This is a genomic window from Sorangium sp. So ce448 (genome assembly GCF_051520915.1).
In the GTDB taxonomy this organism is placed as follows: Bacteria; Myxococcota_A; Polyangia; order Polyangiales; family Polyangiaceae; genus Sorangium; species Sorangium cellulosum_B.
Genome location: NZ_CP150343.1, coordinates 4423523 through 4448169, shown reverse-complemented (window position 1 = coordinate 4448169; position 24647 = coordinate 4423523). Strand labels below are relative to the sequence as shown.

The window sequence follows — 24647 nt, the reverse complement described above, 5'->3', positions numbered from 1 at the left end:
TGCCGTCACGGAGCTGTCACAAACCTCGATTACGCCTTGCTGTGCATGGCTCGAATTCTGCTCACCCTGGCGATGTTCCTCCTGACCGCGGCGTGCGGTCGCTCCGATGCCCCCCAAGACACCGGCTCGCTCCCCGGCGCGAAGAAGGACACCGCGCCGCAGCCGACCGCTGACGGGGACATCACCTTGACGGGCGCGGGCGCGACGTTCCCGTACCCTCTCTACACGAAGTGGATCGCTGAGTTTCAGAAGGCCAACTCCAAGGTCAAGATCAACTACCAGTCCATCGGCTCAGGCGGTGGGATCCGGCAGATCACCGAGCGGACCGTCGACTTCGGCGCCTCCGACGCGCCGATGAACGAGGAGCAGCTCGGGAAGGCCGCCGGCATCCTTCACCTGCCGACGTGCCTGGGCGCGGTCGTGCTGACCTACAACCTCGAGGGTGTCCCGTCTGGCCTGAAGCTCACGCCGGAGGCGGCCGCGCACATCTTCCTGGGCAAGATCAAGAAGTGGAACGACCCGGCCCTCCAGAAGGAGAACCCGGACGTGAAGCTCCCCGACAAGGAGATCGCGACGGTCCACCGCTCGGACGGCAGCGGAACGACCAAGATCTTCGTCGACTACCTGAGCGCGGTCAGCCCGGACTGGAAGAGCGGACCGGGGACCGGGACAAGCGTCAACTGGCCCGGCGGCCTCGGCGCCAAGGGCAACGACGGCGTCTCCGCCCTCATCACGAGCACGCCCGCCTCGATCGGCTACATCGAGCTCGCGTACGCGATGCAGAACAAGCTCACGTTCGCCTCGCTCAAGAACAAGAGCGGGAAGTTCATCGCCCCGTCGCTGGAGAGCACGACCGCCGCAGGCGCCGGCGCCGCCGCCAAGATGCCGGACGACCTCCGGATCTCGCTCGTGGATGCCGAGGGCGAGGACGCATACCCCATCGCCGGCTTCACGTACCTGCTCGTGTACCAGGAGCAGAAGGACCTCGCGAAGGGCAAGGTGCTCTCCAGCTTCATCAAGTGGGCGATGCAAGACGGCCAGAAGTTCACGAACGACCTCCATTACGCCCCGCTGCCCGCGGCGGTCGTCGAGAAGGTCAACAAGAAGCTCGCCGCGCTGGTCGGCCCTGACGGCAAGCCCCTGCTCGCCCCATGACCCCAGGAATGCGCGCCAGCCGCGCGAACGGCGCCCCGCCGTGCGCGGCTGGCGTGCGCGCAGGAGCGCAGGATAGGTCCATGAGCACCGTAGAAGTCCCGATGCAACAAGCCGCCTCGCCCGCGCCACACAGCGATGCGCCACATGGCACGCGCGGCGCAGATCGAGCGTTCCGCGCCATCCTGACGATGTTCGGCCTCACGGTGCTCGCGGTGCCAGCGCTGATGGTGCTGGAGCTCATCCGATCGTCGCGGCTCGCCATCGACAAGTTCGGGCTGGGGTTCCTCGGCGGGAGCGTGTGGGACCCTGCGCGCGAGGAGTTCGGCGCGCTCCCGTTCGTGTACGGCACGGTCGTCACCTCGCTGATCGCCATCGTGCTCGCCGTCCCCGTCTCGCTCGGCCTCGCGATCTTCCTGTCGGATCTGGCCCCCCACCGGATCCGCAAGCCGCTCGGGTTCATGGTCGAGCTCCTCGCGGCGATCCCGAGCGTCGTCTACGGCTTCTGGGGCATCGCCGTGCTCCGCCCCTGGCTCCGGGACACCGTCGAGCCGGTCATGATCAAGTACTTCGGGTACATCCCCCTCTTCGAGGGTCCGCCGCTCGGATTCGGCATGTTCGCCGCGGGCGTGATCCTCGCCATCATGATCGTCCCGACGATCACGTCGGTGTCGCGGGAGGTGATGCAGGCGGTGCCCCAGCTGCACCGCGAGGCGGCGGTCGGCCTCGGCGCGTGCGCGTGGGACACGATCCGCTACGCGGTCCTCCCCTCGGCGCGCTCGGGCATCATCGGGGCCATCATCCTCGGGCTGAACCGGGCGCTCGGCGAGACGATGGCGGTCACGATGATGATCGGCAACGTCCCGAAGGTGAGCGCGTCGATCTTCCACCCCGGCTATTCGATGGCGAGCGTCATCGCCAACGAGTTCGTCGAGGCGACAAGCGACATGTACGTATCGGCGCTGTCCAAGATCGCGCTGCTCCTCTTCGGGGTCGCCCTCCTCCTCAACCTCTTCGCCCGGTGGCTCGTGAGCTCGACCAAGAGCAAGCTGGAGAAGCGCGCATGAACAGCGACACCCCTGTCCCCGTGGCGAGCCCCACGAGCGCCCCCCGGCGCACGCTGCTCGAGCCCGCGCCGGGCGAGACGCTGCGCCGCGTACGCAGCTACTTCTTCGAAGGGCTCTGCGTGTCGAGCGCCGTCGTCGTCCTGGTCCCGCTGTTCCTGATCTTCATCTACGTCGTCAGCAAAGGCCTTGGCGGGCTGTCCCTCGACTTCTTCACGCAGCTGCCGAAGCCCGTCGGCGACGAGCGGAGCGGCATGGGCAACGCGGTCGTCGGCACGCTCATCCTCGTCGCCATCGGCTGCGGCATCGGGTTGCCGACGGGCATCCTCGCCGGCATCTACCTGGCCGAGATCGGGCGCGGCAAGCTCGCTGCCGCCATCCGGTTCATCGCCGACGTGCTCGGCGGCGTTCCCTCGATCACCATCGGCGTGTTCGTCTACGCCCTCGTCGTGGTCACGATGAAGCGCTTCTCGGCGCTCGCGGGCGGCATCGCGCTCGCGATCGTGATGCTCCCGACGGTGACCCGCACGACGGAGGAGCTGCTCAAGCTGGTGCCTGCCCACCTCCGCGAGGCGTCGCTCGCCCTCGGCGTGCCGGAGTGGCGCACGAGCCTCCTCGTCGTGCTCCGGACGGCCTCGCCCGGGATCGGCACCGGCGTGATGCTCGCCGTGGCCCGCATCGCCGGCGAGACCGCGCCGGTGCTCCTCACCGCGCTCGGCTCATCGTACTGGAGCTTCGCCATCGACCGCCCCATCGCCTCGCTGCCGGTGCAGATCTGGCGGAACGCGACTTCGCCCTACCCGAAGTGGCAGCAGGAGGCGTGGACCGGCGCCCTCGTGCTGATCGTCATCGTCTTCCTCCTCAACCTGCTCGCGCGCATCGTCACGTCGCGGAGCGTCAAGGCGCGCTAAAGGCACTCGATGAGCTCGTTTGACTCACTGCACCACAAAGTACGGTCCGGGGAACGCCGCAGCGGGCTCGACACCGGTGTCATCGACAGCCGCTCCACGGAGCCAGAGGACGAGGCGCCGCCAGCCAAGATCAGCGTCACCCGGCTCAACGCCTATTTTCACAAGTTCCACGCCATCCACGACATCACGCTGAACATCCCCGACGGCCAGGTCACAGCGGTCATCGGCCCGTCCGGGTGCGGGAAGTCGACGTTCCTGCGCTGTCTCAACCGGATGCACGAGCAGGTGCCCGGGGCCTCGGCGAAGGGCTCCGTCATGATCGACGGCGTGAACATCTATGACAAAGCCGTCGACCCTGTAAGGCTGCGGCGCCGCGTCGGCATGGTGTTCCAGAAACCCAACCCGTTTCCAACGATGTCCATCCGCGAGAACGTCCTCGCCGGGCACAAGCTGAACGGCATCTCCGTCAAGGATCCCACAGGCCTCGTCGAGAAGTGCCTGCGCCAGGTGGCGCTCTGGGACGAGGTGAAGGACAAGCTCGATCAGTCCGGGCTATCCCTCTCGGGCGGCCAGCAGCAGCGGCTCTGCATCGCCCGCGTCCTCGCGGTGGAGCCGGAGGTGATCCTGCTCGACGAGCCGTGCTCTGCGCTCGATCCCATCGCGACCGCGCGCGTCGAGGAGCTCATCGACGAGCTGAAAGAGCGATATACTTGCGTGCTCGTAACACACAACATGCAGCAGGCCGCGCGGTGCTCTGACTATACCGCCTTCTTCTACATGGGGGACTTGGTGGAGTTCGACAGGACCCAGACCATCTTCACCAACCCCAAGGAGAGCAAGACGGAAGACTACGTCACCGGGAAGTTCGGCTGATGGAAGCGGGGGATAGAGTCATGCCGACGTCGCACACGAGCAAGGTCTACGAGCACGAGCTACGCACGCTTCGCGAGAAGCTGCTGCTCATGGGCAGCCTCGTCGAGGAGATGATCCAGAAAGGCTCGACCGCGCTCACGACGCGCGACACGGGCCTCGCCAAGGCGACGATCCGGCTCGATCGCCGGATCAACCGCCTCGAGTGCGAGGTCGACGAGCTCTGTATGAGGATCCTCGCGACGCGCCAGCCCGTCGCGTCCGACCTGCGCTTCGTCACCACGGCGCTGAAGATCGTCACCGATCTGGAGCGGGTCGGCGACCTCGTGGTGAACGTCTGCGAGCGCGTGCAGGAGCTCAACGAGGAGCCGCCGCTCGCGCCGGTGGCGGATCTGCAAGGCCTCGCGGACGAGGCGATCGAGGTGGTGCACGAGGCGCTGGACGCGCTGGTCGCCCGCGACTGCGAGCGAGCGAACCAGCTGCTCACGCGCGATGACGTGATCGACGAGCACTACGCCCGCATCTTCCAGGAGGTGCTCCTCGTCATGAGCCGCGATCCGAGCACGGTGTACAGGGCCACACGCATCCAGTCGATCGCCAAGTACCTGGAGCGCATCGCCGATCACGCGATGAACATCGCCGAGTCGGTCGTCTTCCTCGTCAAGGGGACGGACATCCGGCACCACAACCGCCTGAAGGAGAACGACCCGCTCTCCTCGCCTCCCCCGGCGGGGCTTCGCCTGCGCTAGGCGCCGGCGCCGCCCGGAGGCGCGCCCGGCCGGCGCCCGCGCTAGGCGCCGGCGCTGGCCGGAGGCGCCGTCCCACCGTGGCCGTGGGGCTCCTCGTCGCCGTGCGCGTGCGCGTGCCCGTGATGCGCCTCGTGCCCGTGCTCGCCGGCGCAGCGGGCGTCCTCCCATCCGACCCAGTAGGGGCCGTCCGGCCCGTGCTCACGCTTCCAGATCGGCAGGCGCTCCTTGATGCGGTCGATGAGCAGGCGGCACCCGCGGAACGCCTCTCCCCGGTGCGGCGCGCTCGCGGCGCAGGCGACGGCGACATCGCCGACGTGGAGCGCGCCCACCCGGTGCGTCGCGGCGACGCGCACGCCAGGGAGCTCGGCGGCGATCTCCGACAGGATCCGCTCGAGCTCGGCCTCGGCCATCGTCCCGTAGGCCTCGTACTCCAGCAGCGTGACCGAACGGCCCTCGTTGACGTCGCGCACGACGCCAAGGAACGTGGCGATGCCGCCCGCGCCAGGGTGAGACACGGCGGCGATGAGCTCGTCGAGACCGAGCGGCTCGGCGCGGATCCGGCTCACGGCGCGCTCCGCTGGAAATGGCCGGAGCGGCCCCCGCTCTTCTCGAGCAGCTTGATGTCCGAGATCACCATCTCGCGATCGATCCCCTTGAGCATGTCGTAGATGGTCAAGCACGCGGCGCTCACCGCGACCATGGCTTCCATCTCGACCCCTGTGCGATCCACCGCCTCCGCGGCGGCGGTCACCCGGATCGTCGCGGAGGGCTCGTCCACGTCGAGCGAGACCGAGACGTGCGTGAGCGCGATGCCGTGGCAGAGCGGGATGAGCTCCGGCGTGCGCTTCGCCGCCATGATCCCGGCGATCCGCGCCGCGGCCAGCACGTCGCCTTTCGGGGCGTCGTCGCGCGCGACCCGGGCGATCGTCTCGGGGCGCATCATCACGGCGCCGGACGCGACAGCGCGGCGGTGCGTGACGGGCTTGCCTTCGACAGGCACCATGCGGGCCTCGCCGCTCGGAGAGAGGTGAGTCGAGAGCGCTTCGCCCTCGCCGGGTCGATCAGGAGTTCGCGGCATCGCCCCGGAATCTGACACGGCAGCCGTGAGGACCGGAAGCCGAACGTGATCCGGCCCCGCTCGGATCCGCCCGCTCCGTCAGCCGCCGATCGCGCGGATCGACACCGCGGAGGCCGTCTCTTCGGTGCAGCCCTTCCAGACCTTGCCGTCCGGCTTGAGGCGCCACGCCTCGTCCAGGCGCAGGCGGATCGCCGCCCGATCGCCGCTCTTCGCCTCGCGCGAGGCGTCGACGCCATCGTCGGTGGCGAGGCACGGCCGGAGCACGCCCGTCGAGGAGACGCGCAGGCGATCACAGCTCTCGCAGAACGTGTCGCTGGTGCCCGTGATGAAGCCGACGCGGAGCGACGGGTCGCGGCGAGCGCGGACGTACCTGGCCGGGCCGAGGCCGGGCTCGGCAGCCGCCTCCTCCGAGAGGAGGTGCTCGGCAAGGCGCGCCCTCATCTCGGCCGCGGTGACGAGGTGCTTGCCGACGAGCCGAGCGCCCTCGGCGATCGGCATCACCTCGAGGAAGCGCGGCACCATCCGGCGCTCCCAGGCCCACAGCGCGAGCCGCTCGATCTCGTCGTCGTTCACGCCGCGGAGGACCACCGTGTTCAGCTTGATCGGCGAGAAGCCCGCCGCGATCGCGGCGCCGATGCCGTCGAGCACCCGGGCGAGCTCGCCGCCCCGGGTCATCTCGCCGAAGCGCCCGGGATCGAGGGTGTCGATCGAGACGTTCAGCCGGTGCAGCCCGGCGGCGCGAAGCGGCCCGGCGAGCCGCGCGAGCTGCGACGCGTTCGTCGTGAGGGCCAGATCCTCGAAGCCGAGCGCGGCGAGGCACCCGACGATCGACACGATCTCAGGGTGGAGCAGCGGCTCGCCGCCGGTCAGGCGCACCCGCCGGATGCCGGCGTCGCGCAGCGCCTCGAACATGGTGCGCCAGGCGGCCGTCATGAGCTTGCCGTCGGCATAGCCGTCATGCCGCGAAGGGCGGCAGTAGGTACACGCGAAGTCGCACCGATCCGTGACCGAGATGCGCACGCTCCGCGGCGCGGGCCCCGCGTGCTCGCCAGCTGCCTCGCGGGCGCCGTCGCGGTACGGGATCACGGCGGCGCGTCGGCCAGCGTCTCCGCCGCCGACGAGCGGCAGCGATCGCCGCCGCGGAGCCGATGCGTCGCCAGCAGTGCGCGCAGGATCGAGGCCGCCGATAGAAGAAGGCATGGCGCGTCCCTCTCGGGTCCTCTCGCTAGCCGCCCGCCACCGGCGGGATCAGCGCGACCTCGTCACCGAAACCTACAGGATCGCTCGGCGTCGCATAGACGCCGTTCACCGCCACCCGGATGGATCCCTTGTAGGGGCCGAGCCCCGGATAACGAGCACAGACGTGCTCCAGGAGCTCCGCTGCGGTGCAGGGGCCAGCCAGCGGCAGCGCCACTTCTCCGGTACCCAGCACATCCCTCGCGCCAGCGAATGCAAGCACGCGTACCGCTGCATCCATCACCGCAACCTAGCATCGCTCCGCGGACCCGACACGACGAACTGCCGCCAAGCGACCTCGGGCCGCCCTGGCGCCAGGCACGTGGCGAGATTCGAGTCTACCGGGCCCGGCCGGCACGGCTATCATCGGGCGGCTCATCGTCATGTCGGAAGAAGGCTTTTTACCGGGCACGATCCTGGCCGGTCGCTATCAGGTCCGCCGAGAGCTGGGCCGCGGCGGCATGGGGGTCGTCTATCTCTGCCGCGATCTCGTGCTCGACGAGCGCGTCGCCGTGAAGCTGCTCGACCGGCCAGGCGCGGCGGCCCGCCCCGAGGACGCCTGGTGGTTCCAGGAGGAAGCCCGGGCGCTCGCCGGGCTCTCTCATCCGGCGCTCGTCAAGGCCCGCGACTTCGGGGCGCTCAGCAACGGGACGCCGTACCTCGTGATGGACGCCGTCCCGGGGCGATCGCTCCACGAGTGGCTCTACCTCGCGCGGCTCGAGGACCCGCTGCCCTGGCCGATCATCTGGAGCGTCATCGACCAGGTGCTCGGCGCGCTGGCGCACGCGCACGCGCGCGGCGTGATCCACGGGGACCTCAAGCCGTCCAACGTCCTCGTCGATCTGCAGCACGGGGGCGAGCCGCCGCTCGTGCACGTGCTCGACCTCGGGCTGGCCTGGCTCATCCAGGACCGGGTCGATCACCGGCTCGACGGCTCCAGGGAGAGCGAACCCACGGTGCGCTGGGGCGCGGGCACCCCGGGCTGGATGGCGCCCGAGCAGATCCGCTTCGCGGCGCCCCACGTCGGACCGCCGACGGACCTCTACGCGCTCGGCTGCATCCTCTACGCCCTGCTCGCCGGCGGCGAGGTCTACGACGGCAACAACGACGAGCTCCTCCAGCAGCACCGGAGCGCGTCGATCCCGGACCTGCCGCTCCCCCCGCCGGTGCCGGGCGACGTCGCGAAGTTCGCGAAGCGGCTGCTCGCGAAGCGGCCCTGGCACCGCTTCGACTTCGCGGGCGACGCGCGGCGGGTGTGGAAGCGGTTCGAGCCGCGCAACAACGCGAACGTGACCGCGACGCCGCTGCCGATCGCCCTCTTGACGAGCGGCCGTCTGCCCCCGAGCCGCAAGGAGCTGCTCACGCCCGAGCTCATCGAGCCTCCAGACGACGACCCGCCGCCGTCCGTGACGACCACCGGGCTGCTCGCGCTCCGGCCGAGCCCGTTCGTCGCGCGGACCGGGGAGCGGGCGCGGCTCATGGAGGTCGTGGCCGAGATGGTCGACGCGCCGAAGGCGATGCACCGGTTCGTCCTGCTCGCGGGCGAGGCCGGCGTCGGCAAGAGCCGGCTGGCCGAGTGGCTCTGCGAGGAGGTCCACGAGCGGGCGCTCATGGTGCCGCTCCGCGCGCGCTACCGGCGCATCGCGGCGCCGCTCGACGGCGTGCTCGGCGCGGTGACCCAGCACTACCGGCTGGAGCGGGCCGAGCGCGAGATCGTCGAGAAGGTGCTGATGAACCTCTGGGAGGTCCCGCCCGAGGACGAGGTCGGCAAGACGTGGGTCGCGGCGACGGCCGAGTGGATCAAGCCGTCGCCCCCGGGGAGCGAGGCGGTCGGCCCGACGGGGAAGCGCTTCCGCCTGGATCGCCCGGAGCTCCGCTGGCTGATCATCCGCAAGACGCTGGAGAGGATCGGCCGGGACAGGCCGGTGCTGCTCTGGCTCGACGATCTGCACTACGCCTCGTCGACGACGTTCGAGGGGCTCCTCACGCTCCACCGCGACGCGCCGAACCTGGGCCTGCTCGTCGTGGCGACCGTCAGGAGCGAGGCGGTCGAGTGCGATCCGGTGGCGGCGAGGCGGATCGAGGGGGCGCTCGCGGCCTACGTCGGGGAGCGGCTCGACGTCGCCCCGCTGAACCCCACGCAGACGCACGCGCTGCTCCGGGAGACGCTTCCGCTCGACGACGCGGCGGCCGAGGCGGCGACGGCCCGCAGCAAGGGGAACCCGCTCTTCGCGCTGCAGCTGCTGCACGCGTGGGCGGGCGGTGGGCACCTCCAGCTCCGCGCGGGCAAGTACTTCGTGCCGAGGGCGTCGATGGCCGTGCAGGCGGCCACGACCGCCGACCTCTGGGAAGAGCGCCTCGCGGCGCTGCCCGAGGAGCTCCGCACCGGCGCGCGCGCCGCCGCCGCGCTCGGCGGCGACATCCGGCGCGAGATCCTGCGCGCGCTGCTCACCTCGCTCGACATCTCGGCGGACCGGGCGATCGCGTCCATGCAGCGCGCCCAGATCCTCCTCGCCGTGGGCGATCGCCTGCGCTGGCCGCACGCGCTGCTCCAGGAGCACCTCCTCTCGCAGCTCTTCCTCGAGCCGGACGCGGCCCGCGTGTTCCGCGCCGCCGCCGACGCGCTCGGGGCGCACCCGGCCGCGTCGAGCCGCCGCATCCTCCGGCACCGGGTCGTCAGCCTCCTGCGCGCCGGCGACACCGACGAGGCCGCGGCGCTGATGCACGCGCACGTGGCGGCGCACTGGCAGAGCTCGCGCGACATCGCGGCGACGCTCCGCGATCTCGCCGTGCTCGACGGCAAGCTGCCCGGGGGGAGCGACTCGCGCCCGGGCCTCCGGGGCGGGGTGGACGCGCGGCCCGTGCTGACGGGGACGCGCCTCGGGACGCAGCTGCGCTTCCGCGCCGAGGCGCTGCGGCTGGCGGGGAGGCTCGACGAGGCGAGGCGCGACGCGGAGGACGCGCGGCGCATCTTCGAGCAAGCCGGCGACCGCGAGAACCAGGCGCACTGCCTGCGCCTGCTCGGGCACATCGCGTCGGACCTCGGCGCGGAGGCGCAGGGCCGGCGGCTCGTGGCGCGGGCGCACGCGATCTTCGACGAGATCGGCCACGGCCACGGGCAGGCGCAGTGCGAGGTGCTGCTCGGCGAGATCGACTACCTGCTCGGCGAGCACGCGCGGGCGCGGGCGGTGCTCGCGTCCGGGGCGTCGCGGTTCATGGAGGTCGGCGATCGGCTCGGCCGGGCGCAATGCCTGCTGCTGCAGAGCATGGTCGAGCAGGCCGGGGCGACCTCGGAGGCGGCGCGCGCGCTGCTCACGACCGCGCACGCCGACTTCGACGCCATCGGCTACCGGCTCGGGCTCGCGCAGTGCGACCTCGCGCTGTCGCACTCGGACCACCGCGTCGGCAACTTCGAGGCCGCGCGCTCGGGCGCGCTCGCGGCGCGGCAGAGCTTCCGCGACGTCGCGAACCCGCGCGGCGAGGCCGGGTGCGAGCGCCTCCTCTCGATGGTGGCGCTCGACGCGGGCGCGCCGGAGCTCGCCGAGGAGCACGCGCTCGCCGCCGGCAGGCTCTTCGAGCGGCTCGGGGATCCGTGGGGCCTGGTGGAAGCGCGGCTGCTCTTCGCGCAGATCGCGCTCCACCGCGGGGACGCGGAGCTCGCTCGCGAGCACCTGATGGCGTGCGAGGCGGTGGCGCTCGCGGAGGCGGAGCCCCGGCAGCACCGGCACCTGACGCTCGCCTGGCTCGCGTACCACGAGGGGCGCTTCCACGAGGCGGCGCGCGAGCTCGACGCGGCGCGCGCGGCCTTCAAGGACAGCCGCACCGGGGACCACACGCCGCAGCTCCTCGAGCGCTTCGCGCGGATGGGCTGGCCCAAGCCGGCGGGCGCGCGGATCAGCGGCTGGATGCGCACCCTCGAGAACACCTGAGCCGGAAGCCGAGCACGCGGGGCGCCCGCGCAAGGCCCCCTCCACGAGACCTTTCCAAGAGGATCAGAGGCCCTCGATAGCCGACGCTCTCACGAGCAGCGTCGCCGAGCGGGTCTCACCCGCACAGGAGACGGGTCCAGATCGGCGTTTTCGGCGCGCAAGCGCACTCCCGTGCGCTGAGCACCGAAAACGCCGAGATGGGCCCGTATCCGAAGCGGGTGAGCCCCGCTCCGGGTGAGCCCCGCTCAAAGAGGGAGCCAGAAGTCCGGCCCGAAGAGCCGGCGCGCGTCCTCGATGGTGCGGAGGGCACGTGGCAGATCGAGCCTCGCCTGGTGCTCGGCCAGCTGCACGACGTAGGGGATCCAGAGCGGCCTGCAGACGACGAGCGCGGCGAGGTGGAACTCCGCCTCCTCGGTCTGGCCGAGATCCATCGCGACACGCGCCAGGAGGCTGTGCACCGGGACGGGCGACCCGAGCGGCGCGATGGCCGTGGCGCAGCGCCGCACGCTCTCGGCGGCCTCCTCGCTGGGGTGCCGCCGGAACTCCTGGAACGTCTCCTCGAGCTCGTGCTCGTCGCTCACCTGCTCCGGCAAGTGCTGCGTGACGAGCGCCTTCCAGTGATCGACGAACGGCAGATCGGCGAGGGCGCTCGAGCTGTCGGCGTGGGCAAGGAGCATATCGGCCTCCTTCCAGTCGCCAGCCTCTCGGGCGAACTCGAGCCCCGAGACGACCCGAGCCTCCTCGTGGAGCCCAGGCTCCTTCGTCAGGAGCCAGCGCTGCCAGTAGAGCGCGCCCCGGAAGGCCACGCGCGCGAGCGGCTCTTTATCGTCCGCGCGCATCTGCAGCGCCTTGTCCAGGAGCGCCCCCTTGTGCCGCTGCACGTCGTCGACAACGAGGCTCGCTGGCCAAGCGCAGAGCCCGCACGCCTCCGAGATCATCGCACCCCCCTCGCACCGCGCTAGAGCTGCCTGCCGACAGGCAGCGCAGAAGGAACCCCCGGCGATACAGACCAACGCTACCACGGCGCCCGCAGCACGCGAGAGGTCGTCGCCAGCGGGTGGGTGGAAGACAACATCGACGAAGGCAACAGCGCTCGACTGCCACCGCGCGAGCGGCCTGCACCGGGACGGATCCCGGACCAGGGAGCGGATGAAGGGCGAACCGACGAAACCGACGATGCCGACGAAACCGACGAAACCGAGCGGGACGACGAGGACGACGACAACAACCACCCGCGCCGAGCCGCGCGCGGGCTCATGGACCTCGATCTCCACCGAGGCTTCCTGCACAATGCGCCGCTTGCGGCAGCGGCAGAGAGGGGGTGTCGGCGGCCGCTCGAGGTGCTGATTGGCGATCGAGATCGAGAGGACAACGCGGCGGCACGGCGCTCCTGACCCCCTGCGGCGCCCACGATGAGCCAGCCCGATCTCCACCGCGCCGCATTCGAGGCGGCCGAAGACGCGATCCTCCTCCTGGAGAACGGCCGCGTGATCGACGCCAACCCGAGCGCGATCCGGCTGCTCGCCGGATCCGCGGGCGGCCTCGTCGGACGGGAGCTCGCGGAGCTCGCGCCGCTCCTGCAGCCCGACGGACAGGCCTCCGCCGAACGCCTCGCGCAGCGGCTCGACGCGGCGGGCCGGGGCGAGCCGCAGCGGTTTCGGTGGCTCTACCGGCGCCCGGGCGGGGACTTCATCCAGACCGACACGCAGATCGCGCGGCTCACCCTCCCCGACCGCGAAGGGCCGATCCTGCGCGCGGTCGTGCGCGAGGAGGACAAGGAGCAGCGGCGGCTCTACGCGCTCGCCGTCGACATGCTCGGCGCCGCGACGCTCGACGGGCGGTTCAAGGAGCTCAGCCCCTCGTGGGAGCGCACCCTCGGGTTCAACCGCCAGGAGCTGATGGCGCGGCCCTACCTCGAGTTCATCCACCCCGAGGACAAGGCGCGCACCCTCTCGGAGACAGACACGTTCTCGACGGGCGCGCAGACGATCACCTACGAGAACCGCTTCCTCTGCAAGGACGGCTCGTACCGGTGGCTCGAGTGGAACGCGATGCTCGCGCTCGACGAGGGGCTCGTCTACTTCGTCGCCCGCGACGTCACGCGGCGCAAGACCGCCGAGATCTCGCTCCGTGAGTCCGAGGAGAAGCTGCGGGCGCTGTACGACGGCATCCCGCACCACCTGGTGGTCGTCGACAAGGACGCGCGCATCGTCTCGGTGAACCGGCCGTCTCCCGGGGTCCGGGAGGAAAGCGTCGTCGGCCGGAGCCTCTACGATTTCACGGCGCCGGAGTACCACGCCACGGTGAGGGAGGCGCTCCACACGGTGCTCCGGGAGGGAGGCCGCGCGAGCTACGAGGTGGTCGGCCTCGGGGTGAACGGCGGGCGGGCGTGGTACGCGAACCACGTCAGCGCGATCCGGGGGGCGGACGAGGTCACGAACGCGCTCATCGTGGGGGAGAACATCACCGAGCGCCGGCGCGCCGAGGAGCAGCGCCGGGAGAGCGAGGCGCGCTTCCACGCGGCCGTCGAGGCCAGCATGGACGCGTTCCTCACGCTGGCCTCCCACCGCGACGACAGCGAGGAGATCGCCGACTTCGTGATCACGGGGCTCAACGCGCGCGCCGCGACGATGCTGTCGTCGATGCCGCGCGAGCAGCTCCTCGGTCGGCGCCTCTCGGAGCTCGTCCACTCGGTCGAGGCCGGCGTCCTCCTCGAGAGGTGCCTGCGCGGCCTCCGGAAGGGGGCGCCGATCGAGGAGGAGATCCTCCTGCCCGCGCCGGACGCCCAGGCGTCGCGCCCGAGCGTCTGGGTGCACCACCAGATCGTGCCGATCCAGGGCGGCGTCGCCGTGACGATGCGCGACACCACCGAGCGCAAGCGGCTCGAAGATCAGCTGCGCCAGTCGATCGAGCGCCTCGAGGTGTACGCCGAGGAGCTGGAAGGCAAGAACCGGATGCTCGCCGCGGAGAACGCCGAACGCGAGCGGACCGCGAGCGTCCTGCGCCAGCAGCAGGAGGCGATCCGCGCGCTGTCGACGCCGATCATCCAGGCGTGGGAGGGCGTCCTCGTGCTGCCGATCATCGGCGCGCTCGACCGCGCCCGGGCCACGGACGTCATGGAGAAGCTGCTGGGGGAGATCGTCCGCACGCAGGCCCACTTCGCCGTGCTCGATCTGACCGGCGTGGAGGACGTGGACACGCCGACGGTCGACCACCTGTTCCAGGTGGCCCGGGCCGCGAGCCTGCTCGGCAGCCGCTGCCTCGTCTCCGGGATCTCCCCCGGGGTCGCGCAGGCCATCGTGACGCTCGGCAGCGACGCGCGGACGCTCGAGACCTTCGGCGCGCTGGAGGACGCCCTGCGCCACGCGCTTGTCGTGTCCGGCGCCCGGCTGCCGAACGCGCGCGGCAAGGCGCTGTAGCGGCGGCCTCGCTACGCGTCGTCGGCCGCGAGCTCGTCGTGGAGCTCCCGGGCGCGCGCCGCGTGGCGCACCGCCGCGGCGCCCTCGCCCATCGCGGCGGCGTGCGCCGCGGCGCGGTCGTGCGCCGCCGCGGCCGCCCGCAGATCGCCGCCCCGCTCGTAGTGGTGGGCGAGGAGGGCGGCCCCCTCGTCGCGCGCCTCCACGTTCGACGCGCGGTGCTCGATCCAGTCGGCGACGAGCAGGTGGATCCGCCGGCGGATCTTGAGGCTCAGCATCTCGTAGGCGACCTCGCACGTCGCCTGCTCCACGAACACGTACTCGCGCTCGCCGGGGAACGACGCGGGGGAGCGGAGCCGGATCAGCTGGCGCTCACAGAGGCGCGCGAGCAGCTCGGCGGTGGACGCGCTGCCCCCGTGGCGCACCGAGAACGGCGGATCGAGATCCTGGAGCTCCGCGAGGATGCGCTCGCTCGACATCGGCGAGCGCGCCTGCGGGGCGTCGTTCCGGAGCCGCTCGACCGCGCCCTCCCAGAAGGTCCGGCCGACGACCGCGGCCTGCGCGAGGAGGCCGCGCGCGCCTTCGTCCAGGCGGTCGAGGCGCGCCTGGACCACGCCGTGCACCGCCGGCGGCAGGCTCAGCGCGCCGATCGCGTCGTCACGGACGTGCCACGCGCCGTCCTGGGCCTCGATGGCGCCGGCGTCCACGAGGAGGTGGAGGGTCTCCTCCACGGTTCGCGGGTTGCCCTCGGAGCGCTCGGCGATCGCGCGCACGAGCTCGTGGTCGAGCCCGGAGGCGCCGCGGAGCCGATCCCGGATCATCTCCTCCGCGTGCCGCCGCGCGAGCGGCGACGCGTCGACGCGGACGTACGCTTCCTTCCCGACGCCCCAGTCCGGGCGGCGCTCGTAGAGCTCGGGGCGCGCGGTGCACACCATGCAGAGCGGCAGCCCCTCGGCGTTCGCCACGAGCTCCTCGACGAGGTCGAGCGTCGCGTCGTCGGCCCACTGCAGGTCGTCGCACACGATCACCATCGGCGTCCGCTCGAGCGCGAAGGTGACGAGCAGCGCGAGCGCGGAGGCGATCCGGCGCCTCGCCAGCACGCTGCCGCGCGCCGCGGCCTCGAGGAGCCCGGCGGGCGCGGGCCGCGCGCCCAGGATGGCCGCCAGCCGGGCGAGGATCTCCTCGAGGTCGCTCCCCCCGGTCGGCCTCGACAGCGAGGGGGACGGATCGAGCTCGTCGTCGTCCTCGTACCGCGCCGCCCCGGCTCCCCTGCGCCCGCTGACGGTCGAGCTGATCGGCCCTCGGAGCGGGACGGACGAGGCGCGGGTCACGATGGGCGACGCGCCCCCGAGGGCGGCGGCCCTGGCCCCCGCGCCGGCGGCCTCCCGCTCGGCGCGGACGCGGGCGCGCGCGGCGCGCAGCCGGATCCAGCGCAGGCCGCGGCGCAGCTTGCGCAGGATGACCTGGGCCGGATCGGCCTCGTGGATGCCGAACCAGCGGCGGAGCAGCGCGCCGGCCAGGCCATAGCTCGAATCCTGCGCGAGCGCCGAGCACTGCGCCGACAGGACGAGCAGCCCCCCGGGCGGCGCGAGCGCGTACCCGCGCTCCGAGGAGGGCGCGCCGCCCCCGGCGCCGCCGTCGCGGAGGCCCGCGAAGAGCTCAGCGAGCATCCGCGTCCGCCCCACGCCGGGCGCGCCGACCAGCGTGATGAGGCGCGGCCGCCGCTCGTGGAAGGCGGTCTCGACGAGATCACACAGACGCTGCATCTCCGCGCCGCGCCCGACGAGGCGCGTCGAGAGCCCATGGAAATCGGGCGGCACGAGCGCGTGGTGGAGCGGCGCCTCGCCGAGCACCCGATAGATCGGCGGCGCCGCGCCGTGCGCGGTGGACGGCGGCGGCGCCGCCGGCGCCCGGACCGCGCCGGCGCTCGCGCCCGCGTCGAGCGCCTCGACAAGGAAGCGCCCGAGGACGAGGCGGTGGGTGTCGCGGCCGATCACGATCGCGCCGCGCGGCGCGAGCTGCTGCAGGTGCCCCGCGCCGTCGACCGCCTCGCCGATGACGGCGAGATCTTGCCGCGCCGAGCCCCCGACGCCGACGAAGGCCCGCCCCGTCGCGATGCCGAACCGCACCGAGAGGCGGACCGATCGCGCGGCGCGCGGCAGCGTGAGGCGCGGGATCGCGGCCTGGGCGCCGAGCGCCGCGACGATCGCTCGCTCGGCGTCGCTGTCGGTCGAGCGAGGGACGCCGAAGACCGCCATGACGCGCCCGCCGATCGGGCGCTCGACGATCCCGTGCATCTGCTCGACGTGCTCCGCGAGCACCTGAAAGCAGCGGTCGACGACGTCCTTGACGTCCTCGGGATCGAGCCGCGACGAGAGCGCGGTCGCCTCGGACAGATCCGCGAACAGGACGGTGCAGACCCGGTGCTCACCGCCCTCGAACGGCAGCGCGGCACGGGTCCGCGGCGAGCCGCGATCGGAGCTCACGCTCCCCCTCATCCCGCTGCTGTCCGGCGCCCGCCACGGCGTCGACGACGGCGGCAGCGACGGCGGCGGGACGGACAGCGCCGGCGGCGGCGGCAGCGGCGGCAGGTGGACGGCGGCGAGGTCGAGCAGCCCGTCCGCGTCGTCGATCGCGTCCCCCGAACCGAAGGCGGGCGCGCGCAGGGTGTCGCGCGCGACGACGACGACGCTTGAGCGGTGGGCGGCCTCCAGGGCGGCCCACATCTCGCCGAGGTTGTGGAACCGCTGCGAGGGGTTGATCGCGAGCGCGCGGCCGAGCACCGCCTCGACGTCGGCGTTCGCGTTCACCCCGCGGGCGCGGAAGCTCGGCCGGATCGCCTCGTCGCTCGACGCGACGAAGAGCTGGATGACGTCGCCGCCCGAGAGGGCGGGCTGACCGCTCGCGACCTCGACGAGGATGAGGGCCATCGCATAGACGTCGGTCCAGGGCCCTGTCGCGCCGAACCGCGGGCTGAACTGCTCCGGCGCGCCGTACTGCGGCGTGAAGGCGCGGAAGGTTCGTCCCGTCTGGACGAGCGCCGCTGCGAACGTCGGCGTCTCGGAGAAGACCTTGGCGAGGCCGAAGTCGAGCACCTTCATGCGGTCGCCGAGCAGGAACAGGTTGGCCGGCTTGACGTCGCGGTGAGACACGTTCTCGTCGTGGGCGACGGCGAGCGCGGAGGCGACCGGCGCGAGGAGCCGGATCGCCTCGCCGAGGCTCCTCGGCGGGAGCCTGTCGGCGCTGCGGCGCTTGAGATCCTGCTCGAGCGTCTCGCCCTCCAGCCACTCCATGACGATGTACGGCGTCCATGGCCCCTTCGGAGCGGCGGCGGCGCCGATGTCGAGCGCCTGGACGATGCCCATCGTCCGGCGTGAGAGCTGGTGGAGCAGGCGCGCCTCCTCGCGGAACTTCGCGAGGAAGCCGTCCTGCTGGTCAGGGCTTAGACCCGCGGGGATCTTGAGACATTTGACGGCGACCGGCGAATCGAAGCCGAGGTGCCGGGCCCTGTAGACGACGCCGAACGCTCCCTCGCCCGCCAGCGCCTCGACGGCGAACTGGCCGTCGATGATCGACCCCACCCAGCCGAACGGGTCGCTGGCCTGCATCGTTGCCTAGGCTACCTGTTGCGCCGAACCCCGAGCAAGAGAAGCAACGGCCGCGGGCGAGGGGATGTGCGAGGCGGGGCGCGCGTGGGGCCGCGCCGAACTCGCGGCTCCAGGGAGGAAAAGGGGCCCTGACGGCCGCAGCGGGCGACTGGCATGGATCCATCTCCGCTGGCCGGGTAGCGATGAGGCGGGCGATTCGAGCTCAACGGCGCCGATCTGCCTACATGAGCGCTGCGGCGCTGCGGCAGAACTCGGACCGCCGGACCACCGCAGATCCGGTCCATCGAGGCGCACTGCCGTCCTCGCGCTTCTCTCATCGCCACGCGCACCACGCGGCGCGTACCGGTGGATCGAGCACGAAGGCGGGTCTCGTGGATCGGGGACAGGCAGCTCATGGGCGCTCCTGCCTGTCACGGTCGGCCTGCGCTGCAGGCCCTCACGGGCCCGCAGCGTCGCCGAAGCAGCCGTATCCCTTGCTCCACAGCGGGAATTCAGAAGGGCGAGGGAGAGCGCGCCGCGTCGCTTCGCCGTCGACCGCCGCGGACGGCGGCGCCATCCTGAACGCATGAACTTCCTGCTTCATCGCCACCTCGCCGCGCGCGACCTCGGCTCGGCCACCGCGGGCGCGGCGGCGATGCTCCCGGACCTCTGGCGCATAGCCGACCGGCGCGTCAGGCCCTCCCGCGCGCCCGATCGCCCCGCCGCCCCACCGCCGCGCCTCGCCGAGGTCCTGGCCGGCATCGACCACCACGTCGCCGCCGACCGCTGGTTCCACGCCGCCCCTGTCTTCGTGGAGGGCGAGCGCCGCCTCGCCGCCGCGTTGCGCGCCGCCTCGCTCGGCGCGCCCCGGCTCGCGCTGTTCGCCCACGTGCTCTGGGAGATGTGCCTCGACGGCGCGCTCGTCCGCAGGACCGGCCTCGCGCCCCTCCTCGACGACCTCCGCGCCGGCCTCGAAGCCATCGACGGCGCCCCGACCGAGGCGGCCGCCTCGATCCACCACTTCCAGCAGCGCGCTCCCTCCCCCGCCGGCGCCCTCGCCGATCGCGCCGCCTTCGAATCGCGGCTCCGTCGCATCTGCGACGAGCTCACCCGCGGCCCCTGGATCGCCGGCTACCAGGACGGCGCCGGCCTCGTCCTCCGCCTCTCAGGCGTGCGCGCGCGCTTCGGCATGCCCCCCTTCACGCCGGACCAGCACGCCCGCCTGGCCGCCCTCCTCGACGCCCTCGCCGCCTCCGCAGACGACGCGCTGACCGACCTCCTCCACACCGCACCCAAGCACTGAAGCGCCCCCCGCTCCCCTTCATCCAGACGGCGACCGCCTCTCCTATTCATTCGTGCACGATGATCGTGGTTCCTTCGCCCAGCTCCTCGCCTGTGTTGATCGCGTGCCATCCGGGCGGCACCGGGGGATCGGTCCACAGGAACAGCCGGTGGGCGTCGATGGGCGCCAGGTTGATGCAGCCGTGGCTGCGCGGCGTGCCGAAGACGTCGTGCCAGTACGCTGCGTGGAGCGCGTAGCCGCTCGCGAAGTACTGGATGTACGGCACGTCCTTGAGGGCGTAGGTCCCCTCGCCGCGGCGCCGCGTCACGCCGTACTCCCCGTCGCCCTTGCGGGGGACCACCTTCTCGCCCGCCGCGGGCTTCGCCGCCGCGCTCGCGCCGGGCTTCTTCGGGGATCGCTCCTTCGAGGAGCCGCCCTTCTCCGGCTTCGCCCCGCGCGAGCCCGACGGCGCGTCGGCGGTCGTCTCCGCGCGGCCGCCGACGCTCGACGACTCGTTCGAGTCCATCGTCGCCGTGATGTGCTTGTTGCGGATGCGGAAGACGCCGCGCACCGTCGCGGTCGTGGTCTTGGGATCGGCCACCCCGGCCTGGCCGGTCGAGACGAGCGTGGCGTAGACCGGGCGCTTGCCCTCCCAGAGGACGAGCGTCTGGTGCGTGATCGACACCTCGATCCACTTCTCGCCCTTCTCGGCGACCTCCGGCCACGCGGACGGCGCGACCGCGAGCCCGACGTCCAGCTGGCTCACGTACCGCTGGTCCCGGGTGCGGTAGTACTTCACGCCCTCGATCCGGCGCATCCTGCCGGTCAGCGGGACGATGTCCCGGAACGGCAGCTCCTTGCCCGGCGTCGCCTTGTCGCCCTGGATCTGGACGTCGCGAGCGCCCCGCGCGCGGACGAAGGCGAGCGGCAGCGTGAGCGCATCGGTCAGCTCGACGCCGTGCCAGGGAGAGCCGGTGTCGGGCTTGATCTTCGTCGCAGGCGCGAGCCGCAGATCGGTCGTGATCGCGAACCGCCGGCTCAGCGACTCCGGTCCGGTCGCGAACGATCCGATCAGCGACAGGCCGGTGAAGCGCCGCGCGCGATCGGCGAAGACCGCGTAGTCCGGGACCTTGAAGTCGCTGATGTTGCGGATGAGGCGCTTGCCGCCCTCGAGCCAGAACGGGATCGGGTCGCCGTCCCCTTCCCCGCCGAGCAGGGCGCCCTCGCCGAGCTCGAGCGAGTTCTTCCCCAGGCCGAGCTCGCCGAGCTGCTTGCCCGGAAGCGGCACGCCGCGCGCGTCGATCGCCACGTCGTTCGCGCCGAGGATGACCCGCTGCACCGTCGCCTTGTTCTCCTCGAACCACGACAGGTGCTCGTCGAGCTTGAACTCCGATTTGCGCTGCTCCTCTGCGGTGGGGACGCGCAGGTAGAGCGGCAGCACCGCGCGGACGAAGGCGTACCGGTACGGGAGCGCGGTCCTCAGGTTCGGCCCGGGGCCGGCGGCCTTGAGGATCGGGTCGTTCAGGTCGAGCGTCGCCTCCTCGCCCACGCAGAGGTAGCCGTGGGGCTCGATCGCATACCAGCCGCCCGGACAGCCCGCGGTGCCTGCGGGCTCAGCGGAGCGGGGCACCCTGGAGCCGACGCGCAGGTACCCGAGCTTCTTCGACGTGTCGCGCGGCTCCTTGTAGACGGTCGCCACGAAGGCCGTCACGCCGAGCAGCGGCTTGTCGCTCGGCGGCCACGCGGGCGCCGCGAGCTCCGCGGGCGCGGCCTGCCCGTCGGTCGCCGTGAGCGCCGCGAGCGCCGCGCCTTCGCCCGCGTCGCCGGCCAGGGCCGCGGCCCCCGCGTCCGCCGGGACGTCCGCGGGCTTGCGACAGCCGCACGCCGCCGCCGTGAGCGCCGCGAGGTGAGCGAGACAGAGAGCGAGGCGCGCCGCGCGCCGCGCGCCGTGAGGCTTCCCGGAGGACAGCAGGGCGCCCATGCGGGCGTACTTGCCAAAATCGGCGCGCGACGAAAAGCCCAAAACACGCGGCGGCGCGCGCCGGCGCTGGTCCCTCGGGGCTCCGCCCCGAACCCGGCGCCCGCTTCGCGGCCGGTCTGGTCGCGCGCTTCAGCGATCCCCGGCGGGATTTCCGGCGCGCGCACCTAGGCCAAGAGGCCCGGCAACACCCCCGTGCAGTACGCGGGGTTGCCGAACGTCGACACGTCCACGCCCATCGCGTTGCACAGCGCGACGAGCAGGTTGTTGTGCGGATCGCCGGTATAGCGCAAAAATCTTCCAGTCCTGAGCGCCCCGCCGGCGCCCCCCGCGATCACGTACGGCATGTCGCGCCGCGAGTGGCTCTGCCCCTCCGAGATGTCCGTGCACCAGAGGACGAGCGTGTTGTCGAGGAGCGTGCCCGTGCCCTCCTGGACGGCGTCGAGCCTCTCGAGCAGGTAAGCGAGCTGCTCCGCCTGCCAGCGCCCGATGTCGACGAGCTGCTGCTGCTTGCCCGCGTCGGCGATGTTCGAGTGCGAGAGCGCGTGGTGCGTCTCCGACTGGCCGAGCCACGTGAACACCTTGCCCGCCTGCGTCGCGCTCCACTGGATGGATGCGACCCGCGTGAGATCGCAGGCGAGCGCCATCGCGAGCAGGTCGGTCTGCAGCCTCCCGATCGCGGGGAAGTTGTCGTTCGCGTAGACGTCGAGCGGCTCGCCCAGCGCCGGCAAGGCGCACGCGCCGCCGAGGAGCGCCGGCACGTCGAGCCGCTGCTCGATGTCGTTCAGCGCGTGGAGGTGCTGCTCGAGCTTCCGCCGGTCCTCCCCCCCCAGCTCGCGCGCGAGGGCGCCGTAGTCCTCCATGACGCCGCCGAGCACCCGGCGGCGCAGGACGCGCCGCCGCGCGAGCTCCGCCGGATCGGCGGTGAGGTCCAGGAACAGCCGGTCGAACGCCGCGCGCGGATCGTCCTCGGGCGGGACCGGCTGGCCCGGGCCGAGGTAGGAGAGGCGCGACGAGACATTGGCGTACTGGACCTGGACGCCGAGCTCGAGCGACGAGAGCTTCGTGCGATCCCCGAGCCTCGCGGCGAGGAGCTGATCGACCGAGATGCCCCCGCCCCAGCCGACCCGCGCGGCCGGGTTGCAGGCGTACGGGAAGAGGGTCCCCTCCTGGAGCTCCGTGCCCGTGAGCGCCTGGCCGATGCCCTGCTGGTGAGAGTCGCCCGGCCCATGGTGGGCGGACTCCATGTCGATGCCCTCGACGACGAGCAGCTTGTCCCGGTAGGGCGAGAGCGGCGCGAGGATCTCTCCGAGCTCGAACGACGTCTCGGTCCCGGTCGGCTGCCAGGCCTCCTTCACCGTGCCGAGGCCGGTGAAGAAGACGACGAAGCGCTTCGGGAGATCGACGGCGCTCGCCGATCCCGCCATGGCGTCGAGGAAGGGGAGCGCGAGGGCGAGCCCGCCGGCCCCGCGCAGGAAGGTGCGGCGATCGAGGCGCCTCCTCGACGCCCGGCGCTGTGCGGCGCCGCTCACGGCGCACCCCCTGCGTCCGGCGCCGCGCGGCGGTAGCGGAACGCGTCCGTCTGGGTCAGCGCCACGAGCAGCGCCTTGATGTTGTACCCGCTCTCGGCGAACGCCGCCTCGATCTGGCGCATGCTGCACTCGTCCTCCGCCTGCTCGGCGCGGCCGTAGCCGAAGCGGAACCACTGCGTCGCGACGCACTGGCGCACCTCGTCGCTCTCCGCGAGGCGGTGCGCGAGCTCCACCGCCCCGTCGAAGGGCCCATCGACATTCCGGCTCGCCACGATCTCGCCGCTCGCGTCGACCGGGACGCCCTGGTCGACCTCGCGGTAGAGGCCGATCCCGTCGTAGCGCTCGAACCCGAAGCCGATCGGATCCATGAGCCGGTGGCAGCCAGCGCAGGCCGGGTCCGCCGCGTGCTGCTCGAACTGCCGGCGGGTCGGGATCCCTTCCCGCACCGGCGGCGGCTGGATGTCCACGTCGGGCGGCGGCGGCGGCAGAATCTGGCAGAGCAGCCGCTCCCGGACGAACTTGCCGCGGTGGACGGGCGAGGACTGATCCGGCTTCGCGAGCACCGCGAGCACGCTGGCGTGGGTGAGGAAGCCGGCGCGCTGCGCTGGGTCGAGCGGCACGACCGAGAGCTCGCCGGGCGCCTCCGCGCCGCCCGCCGCTCCCAGGCCGTAGAACGCGCGGAGCTCGGCGTTCATCAGCGAGTAGGGCGCCGTCAGCAGCGTCGCCACGTCGCCGGCGCCGTCCTCGAACACGACGTGATCGAGGAACGCCTCGGTCTCCGCCCGGAGGAGCGCCGGGAGCCCGGCGTGGAAGCCGGGGTAGACCGCCGGGTCCTTGGTGAGGGTGTCGATGTTCGAGAGCTGCAGCCATTGCGCGTGGAAGTTCGCGACGGCGGCGCGGGCGCGCGGGTCCTCGAGCATGCGGCGGGCCTGCGCGGCGATCTGCGCCGCGGAGCGGAGCTCCCCCGCGTCGGCTGCCGCGAACAGCGCGTCGTCGGGCATCGAGCTCCAGAGCAGGTACGAGAGCCGCGAGGCGATCTCGTGGTCCGAGAGCGCCACCACGCCCTCGCCGGCCGGATCCGGCATGCCGTGCTCGACGCGGTAAAGGAAGTGCGGCGACTGGAGCATCGCCTGGATCACGAGCTCGACGCCGGTCGAGAAGCCGTGCTCGTCGTTCCCGAAGGCGAAGAGCCGCGCGAGCCGCTCGCTCTCCGCGGGCGCGAGGGGCCGGCGGAACGCGCGCTTGCCGAGGCGATCGATGAGCTCCGCAGCGCACGCGTCGGGCCCCTGCACCGCCGGGTCGCACCCCGGAAGGAGCCTCTCGAAATCCTTCGCGGCCCGCGCCGCGATCGCCTCGGAGGCCTTCATGAGCTGCTCGGCGAGGAGCTGCGTGACCCCGAGCGCCGCCGCCTGGTTGTTGAACCCGAGCGCCTCCTCCTCGACAACGAAGGCGTCGGCCGGCGCGCTGTCGTCGCCGAGGAGATCGAGGATCGTGTTGTTGTACTCGAAGCGCGTCATCCGCCGGAGCGGCGACGCGCCCGGCCGGATCTCCGCGCAGCGCGGCGCCTCGCCTTCCGCTCCCCCCGCGGCCCCGCCGCCGCGCCCGCCGGAGCAGGCGACGGCCGCCGCCACGACGGTCGCAAGCCCGAGAGAGCCGCCGGGGCCGCGCGCCGCGCGGCGGTGCCGTCCTCTTAACCGGTCCATCTGCCCTCTCCCCCCTTAGGGAACGCGCTGGCCTGCGATGCGGCGCTGCGCATCGAGCAACGACATGTCTCACGTCGCGGGGGCCCGTCAAGGCGCCAAGAAAGACGAGGCTCGGCGCGCCCCGCGAGTCCGATTGCAGCGGAGTCTCGTAGCGACACTG

At 72.3% G+C, this 24647-nt stretch carries 18 protein-coding genes; 9 read left to right on the top strand and 9 right to left on the bottom strand.

Annotation, left to right across the window (positions count from 1 at the left end; all coding sequences use genetic code 11):
- The first annotated feature begins 45 nt into the window (after positions 1–45).
- From pstS to phoU, 5 genes are all read left to right on the top strand, one after another.
- Positions 46–1155 (top strand): phosphate ABC transporter substrate-binding protein PstS, encoded by a 1110-nt coding sequence (gene pstS / locus WMF45_RS16945; protein ID WP_437717918.1) that lies wholly within the window; start codon positions 46–48, stop codon positions 1153–1155.
- Positions 1156–1235: 80 nt separating this feature from the next.
- Positions 1236–2219 carry a phosphate ABC transporter permease subunit PstC gene (gene pstC / locus WMF45_RS16940; RefSeq protein WP_437717917.1) on the top strand — a complete coding sequence of 328 codons (984 nt, stop codon included), beginning with the start codon at positions 1236–1238 and terminating at the stop codon, positions 2217–2219.
- Positions 2216–3127: a phosphate ABC transporter permease PstA gene (gene pstA / locus WMF45_RS16935; protein ID WP_437552804.1), complete on the top strand. Its 912-nt coding sequence runs from the start codon at positions 2216–2218 to the stop codon at positions 3125–3127. Before pstC ends, pstA begins: the two co-directional genes overlap by 4 nt.
- 9 nt (positions 3128–3136) lie before the next feature.
- Entirely contained in the window at positions 3137–4000 is an 864-nt protein-coding gene (pstB, locus tag WMF45_RS16930; protein ID WP_437717916.1) for a phosphate ABC transporter ATP-binding protein PstB, read from the top strand.
- A gap of 20 nt (positions 4001–4020) precedes the next feature.
- Positions 4021–4746: a phosphate signaling complex protein PhoU gene (gene phoU, locus WMF45_RS16925; RefSeq protein ID WP_044964959.1), complete on the top strand. Its 726-nt coding sequence runs from the start codon at positions 4021–4023 to the stop codon at positions 4744–4746.
- 41 nt (positions 4747–4787) lie between these two features.
- On the opposite strand, the gene WMF45_RS16920 is transcribed toward phoU, so the two are convergent.
- The 4 genes from WMF45_RS16920 to WMF45_RS16905 form a co-directional block, all read right to left on the bottom strand.
- Positions 4788–5312 carry a molybdenum cofactor biosynthesis protein MoaE gene (locus WMF45_RS16920; RefSeq protein ID WP_437717915.1) on the bottom strand — a complete coding sequence of 175 codons (525 nt, stop codon included), beginning with the start codon at positions 5310–5312 and terminating at the stop codon, positions 4788–4790.
- The gene (moaC, locus tag WMF45_RS16915) at positions 5309–5824 is read right to left on the bottom strand and encodes a cyclic pyranopterin monophosphate synthase MoaC (RefSeq protein ID WP_044964956.1); all 516 of its coding nucleotides are present in this window, start codon (positions 5822–5824) and stop codon (positions 5309–5311) included. Before moaC ends, WMF45_RS16920 begins: the two co-directional genes overlap by 4 nt.
- Positions 5825–5902: 78 nt before the next feature.
- Positions 5903–7024 (bottom strand): GTP 3',8-cyclase MoaA, encoded by a 1122-nt coding sequence (gene moaA, locus WMF45_RS16910; protein ID WP_437717914.1) that lies wholly within the window; start codon positions 7022–7024, stop codon positions 5903–5905.
- 25 nt (positions 7025–7049) lie between these two features.
- Positions 7050–7283, bottom strand: coding sequence for a MoaD/ThiS family protein (locus WMF45_RS16905; protein WP_272098160.1), 234 nt, complete (start codon positions 7281–7283; stop codon positions 7050–7052).
- Positions 7284–7443: 160 nt separating this feature from the next.
- Between WMF45_RS16905 and WMF45_RS16900 the strand changes: the two genes are divergently transcribed.
- Entirely contained in the window at positions 7444–10989 is a 3546-nt protein-coding gene (locus WMF45_RS16900; protein ID WP_437717913.1) for a protein kinase domain-containing protein, read from the top strand.
- Between the two features lie 245 nt (positions 10990–11234).
- Here WMF45_RS16900 and WMF45_RS16895 read toward each other — a convergent pair whose 3' ends face one another.
- Positions 11235–11927: a hypothetical protein gene (locus WMF45_RS16895; RefSeq protein WP_437717912.1), complete on the bottom strand. Its 693-nt coding sequence runs from the start codon at positions 11925–11927 to the stop codon at positions 11235–11237.
- 123 nt (positions 11928–12050) lie between these two features.
- Here WMF45_RS16895 and WMF45_RS16890 point away from each other — a divergent pair, with 123 nt between their 5' ends.
- Positions 12051–12383: a hypothetical protein gene (locus WMF45_RS16890; RefSeq protein ID WP_437717911.1), complete on the top strand. Its 333-nt coding sequence runs from the start codon at positions 12051–12053 to the stop codon at positions 12381–12383.
- Between the two features lie 18 nt (positions 12384–12401).
- Positions 12402–14408 (top strand): PAS domain S-box protein, encoded by a 2007-nt coding sequence (locus tag WMF45_RS16885; RefSeq protein ID WP_437717910.1) that lies wholly within the window; start codon positions 12402–12404, stop codon positions 14406–14408.
- 11 nt (positions 14409–14419) lie between these two features.
- On the opposite strand, the gene WMF45_RS16880 is transcribed toward WMF45_RS16885, so the two are convergent.
- Entirely contained in the window at positions 14420–18013 is a 3594-nt protein-coding gene (locus WMF45_RS16880; protein WP_437717909.1) for a protein kinase domain-containing protein, read from the bottom strand.
- Between the two features lie 565 nt (positions 18014–18578).
- Between WMF45_RS16880 and WMF45_RS16875 the strand changes: the two genes are divergently transcribed.
- A complete protein-coding gene (locus WMF45_RS16875; protein ID WP_437717908.1) occupies positions 18579–19295 on the top strand; it encodes a hypothetical protein in 717 nt (238 codons plus the stop codon).
- A 46-nt stretch (positions 19296–19341) separates the two neighbouring features.
- On the opposite strand, the gene WMF45_RS16870 is transcribed toward WMF45_RS16875, so the two are convergent.
- The 3 genes from WMF45_RS16870 to WMF45_RS16860 all read right to left on the bottom strand — a co-directional run bounded on the left by WMF45_RS16870 (position 19342) and on the right by WMF45_RS16860 (position 24487).
- Positions 19342–21255 carry a L,D-transpeptidase gene (locus tag WMF45_RS16870; protein WP_437717907.1) on the bottom strand — a complete coding sequence of 638 codons (1914 nt, stop codon included), beginning with the start codon at positions 21253–21255 and terminating at the stop codon, positions 19342–19344.
- A 164-nt stretch (positions 21256–21419) separates the two neighbouring features.
- On the bottom strand, positions 21420–22784 hold the full coding sequence (locus tag WMF45_RS16865; RefSeq protein WP_437717906.1) for a DUF1552 domain-containing protein: 1365 nt from the start codon (positions 22782–22784) through the stop codon (positions 21420–21422).
- Positions 22781–24487, bottom strand: coding sequence for a DUF1592 domain-containing protein (locus WMF45_RS16860; RefSeq protein ID WP_437717905.1), 1707 nt, complete (start codon positions 24485–24487; stop codon positions 22781–22783). Before WMF45_RS16860 ends, WMF45_RS16865 begins: the two co-directional genes overlap by 4 nt.
- Positions 24488–24647: the final 160 nt, after the last annotated feature.

Bases quoted from the DNA above. Each gene is read 5' to 3' on its own strand.
- pstS (WP_437717918.1), top strand. From the start codon at position 46: ATGGCTCGAATTCTGCTCACCCTGGCGATGTTCCTCCTGACCGCGGCG.
- pstC (WP_437717917.1), top strand. From the start codon at position 1,236: ATGAGCACCGTAGAAGTCCCGATGCAACAAGCCGCCTCGCCCGCGCCA.
- pstA (WP_437552804.1), top strand. From the start codon at position 2,216: ATGAACAGCGACACCCCTGTCCCCGTGGCGAGCCCCACGAGCGCCCCC.
- pstB (WP_437717916.1), top strand. From the start codon at position 3,137: ATGAGCTCGTTTGACTCACTGCACCACAAAGTACGGTCCGGGGAACGC.
- phoU (WP_044964959.1), top strand. From the start codon at position 4,021: ATGCCGACGTCGCACACGAGCAAGGTCTACGAGCACGAGCTACGCACG.
- moaC (WP_044964956.1), bottom strand. From the start codon at position 5,824: ATGCCGCGAACTCCTGATCGACCCGGCGAGGGCGAAGCGCTCTCGACT.
- moaA (WP_437717914.1), bottom strand. From the start codon at position 7,024: ATGCCTTCTTCTATCGGCGGCCTCGATCCTGCGCGCACTGCTGGCGAC.
- WMF45_RS16900 (WP_437717913.1), top strand. From the start codon at position 7,444: ATGTCGGAAGAAGGCTTTTTACCGGGCACGATCCTGGCCGGTCGCTAT.
- WMF45_RS16895 (WP_437717912.1), bottom strand. From the start codon at position 11,927: ATGATCTCGGAGGCGTGCGGGCTCTGCGCTTGGCCAGCGAGCCTCGTT.
- WMF45_RS16885 (WP_437717910.1), top strand. From the start codon at position 12,402: ATGAGCCAGCCCGATCTCCACCGCGCCGCATTCGAGGCGGCCGAAGAC.
- WMF45_RS16880 (WP_437717909.1), bottom strand. From the start codon at position 18,013: ATGCAGGCCAGCGACCCGTTCGGCTGGGTGGGGTCGATCATCGACGGC.
- WMF45_RS16875 (WP_437717908.1), top strand. From the start codon at position 18,579: ATGAACTTCCTGCTTCATCGCCACCTCGCCGCGCGCGACCTCGGCTCG.
- WMF45_RS16870 (WP_437717907.1), bottom strand. From the start codon at position 21,255: ATGGGCGCCCTGCTGTCCTCCGGGAAGCCTCACGGCGCGCGGCGCGCG.
- WMF45_RS16860 (WP_437717905.1), bottom strand. From the start codon at position 24,487: ATGGACCGGTTAAGAGGACGGCACCGCCGCGCGGCGCGCGGCCCCGGC.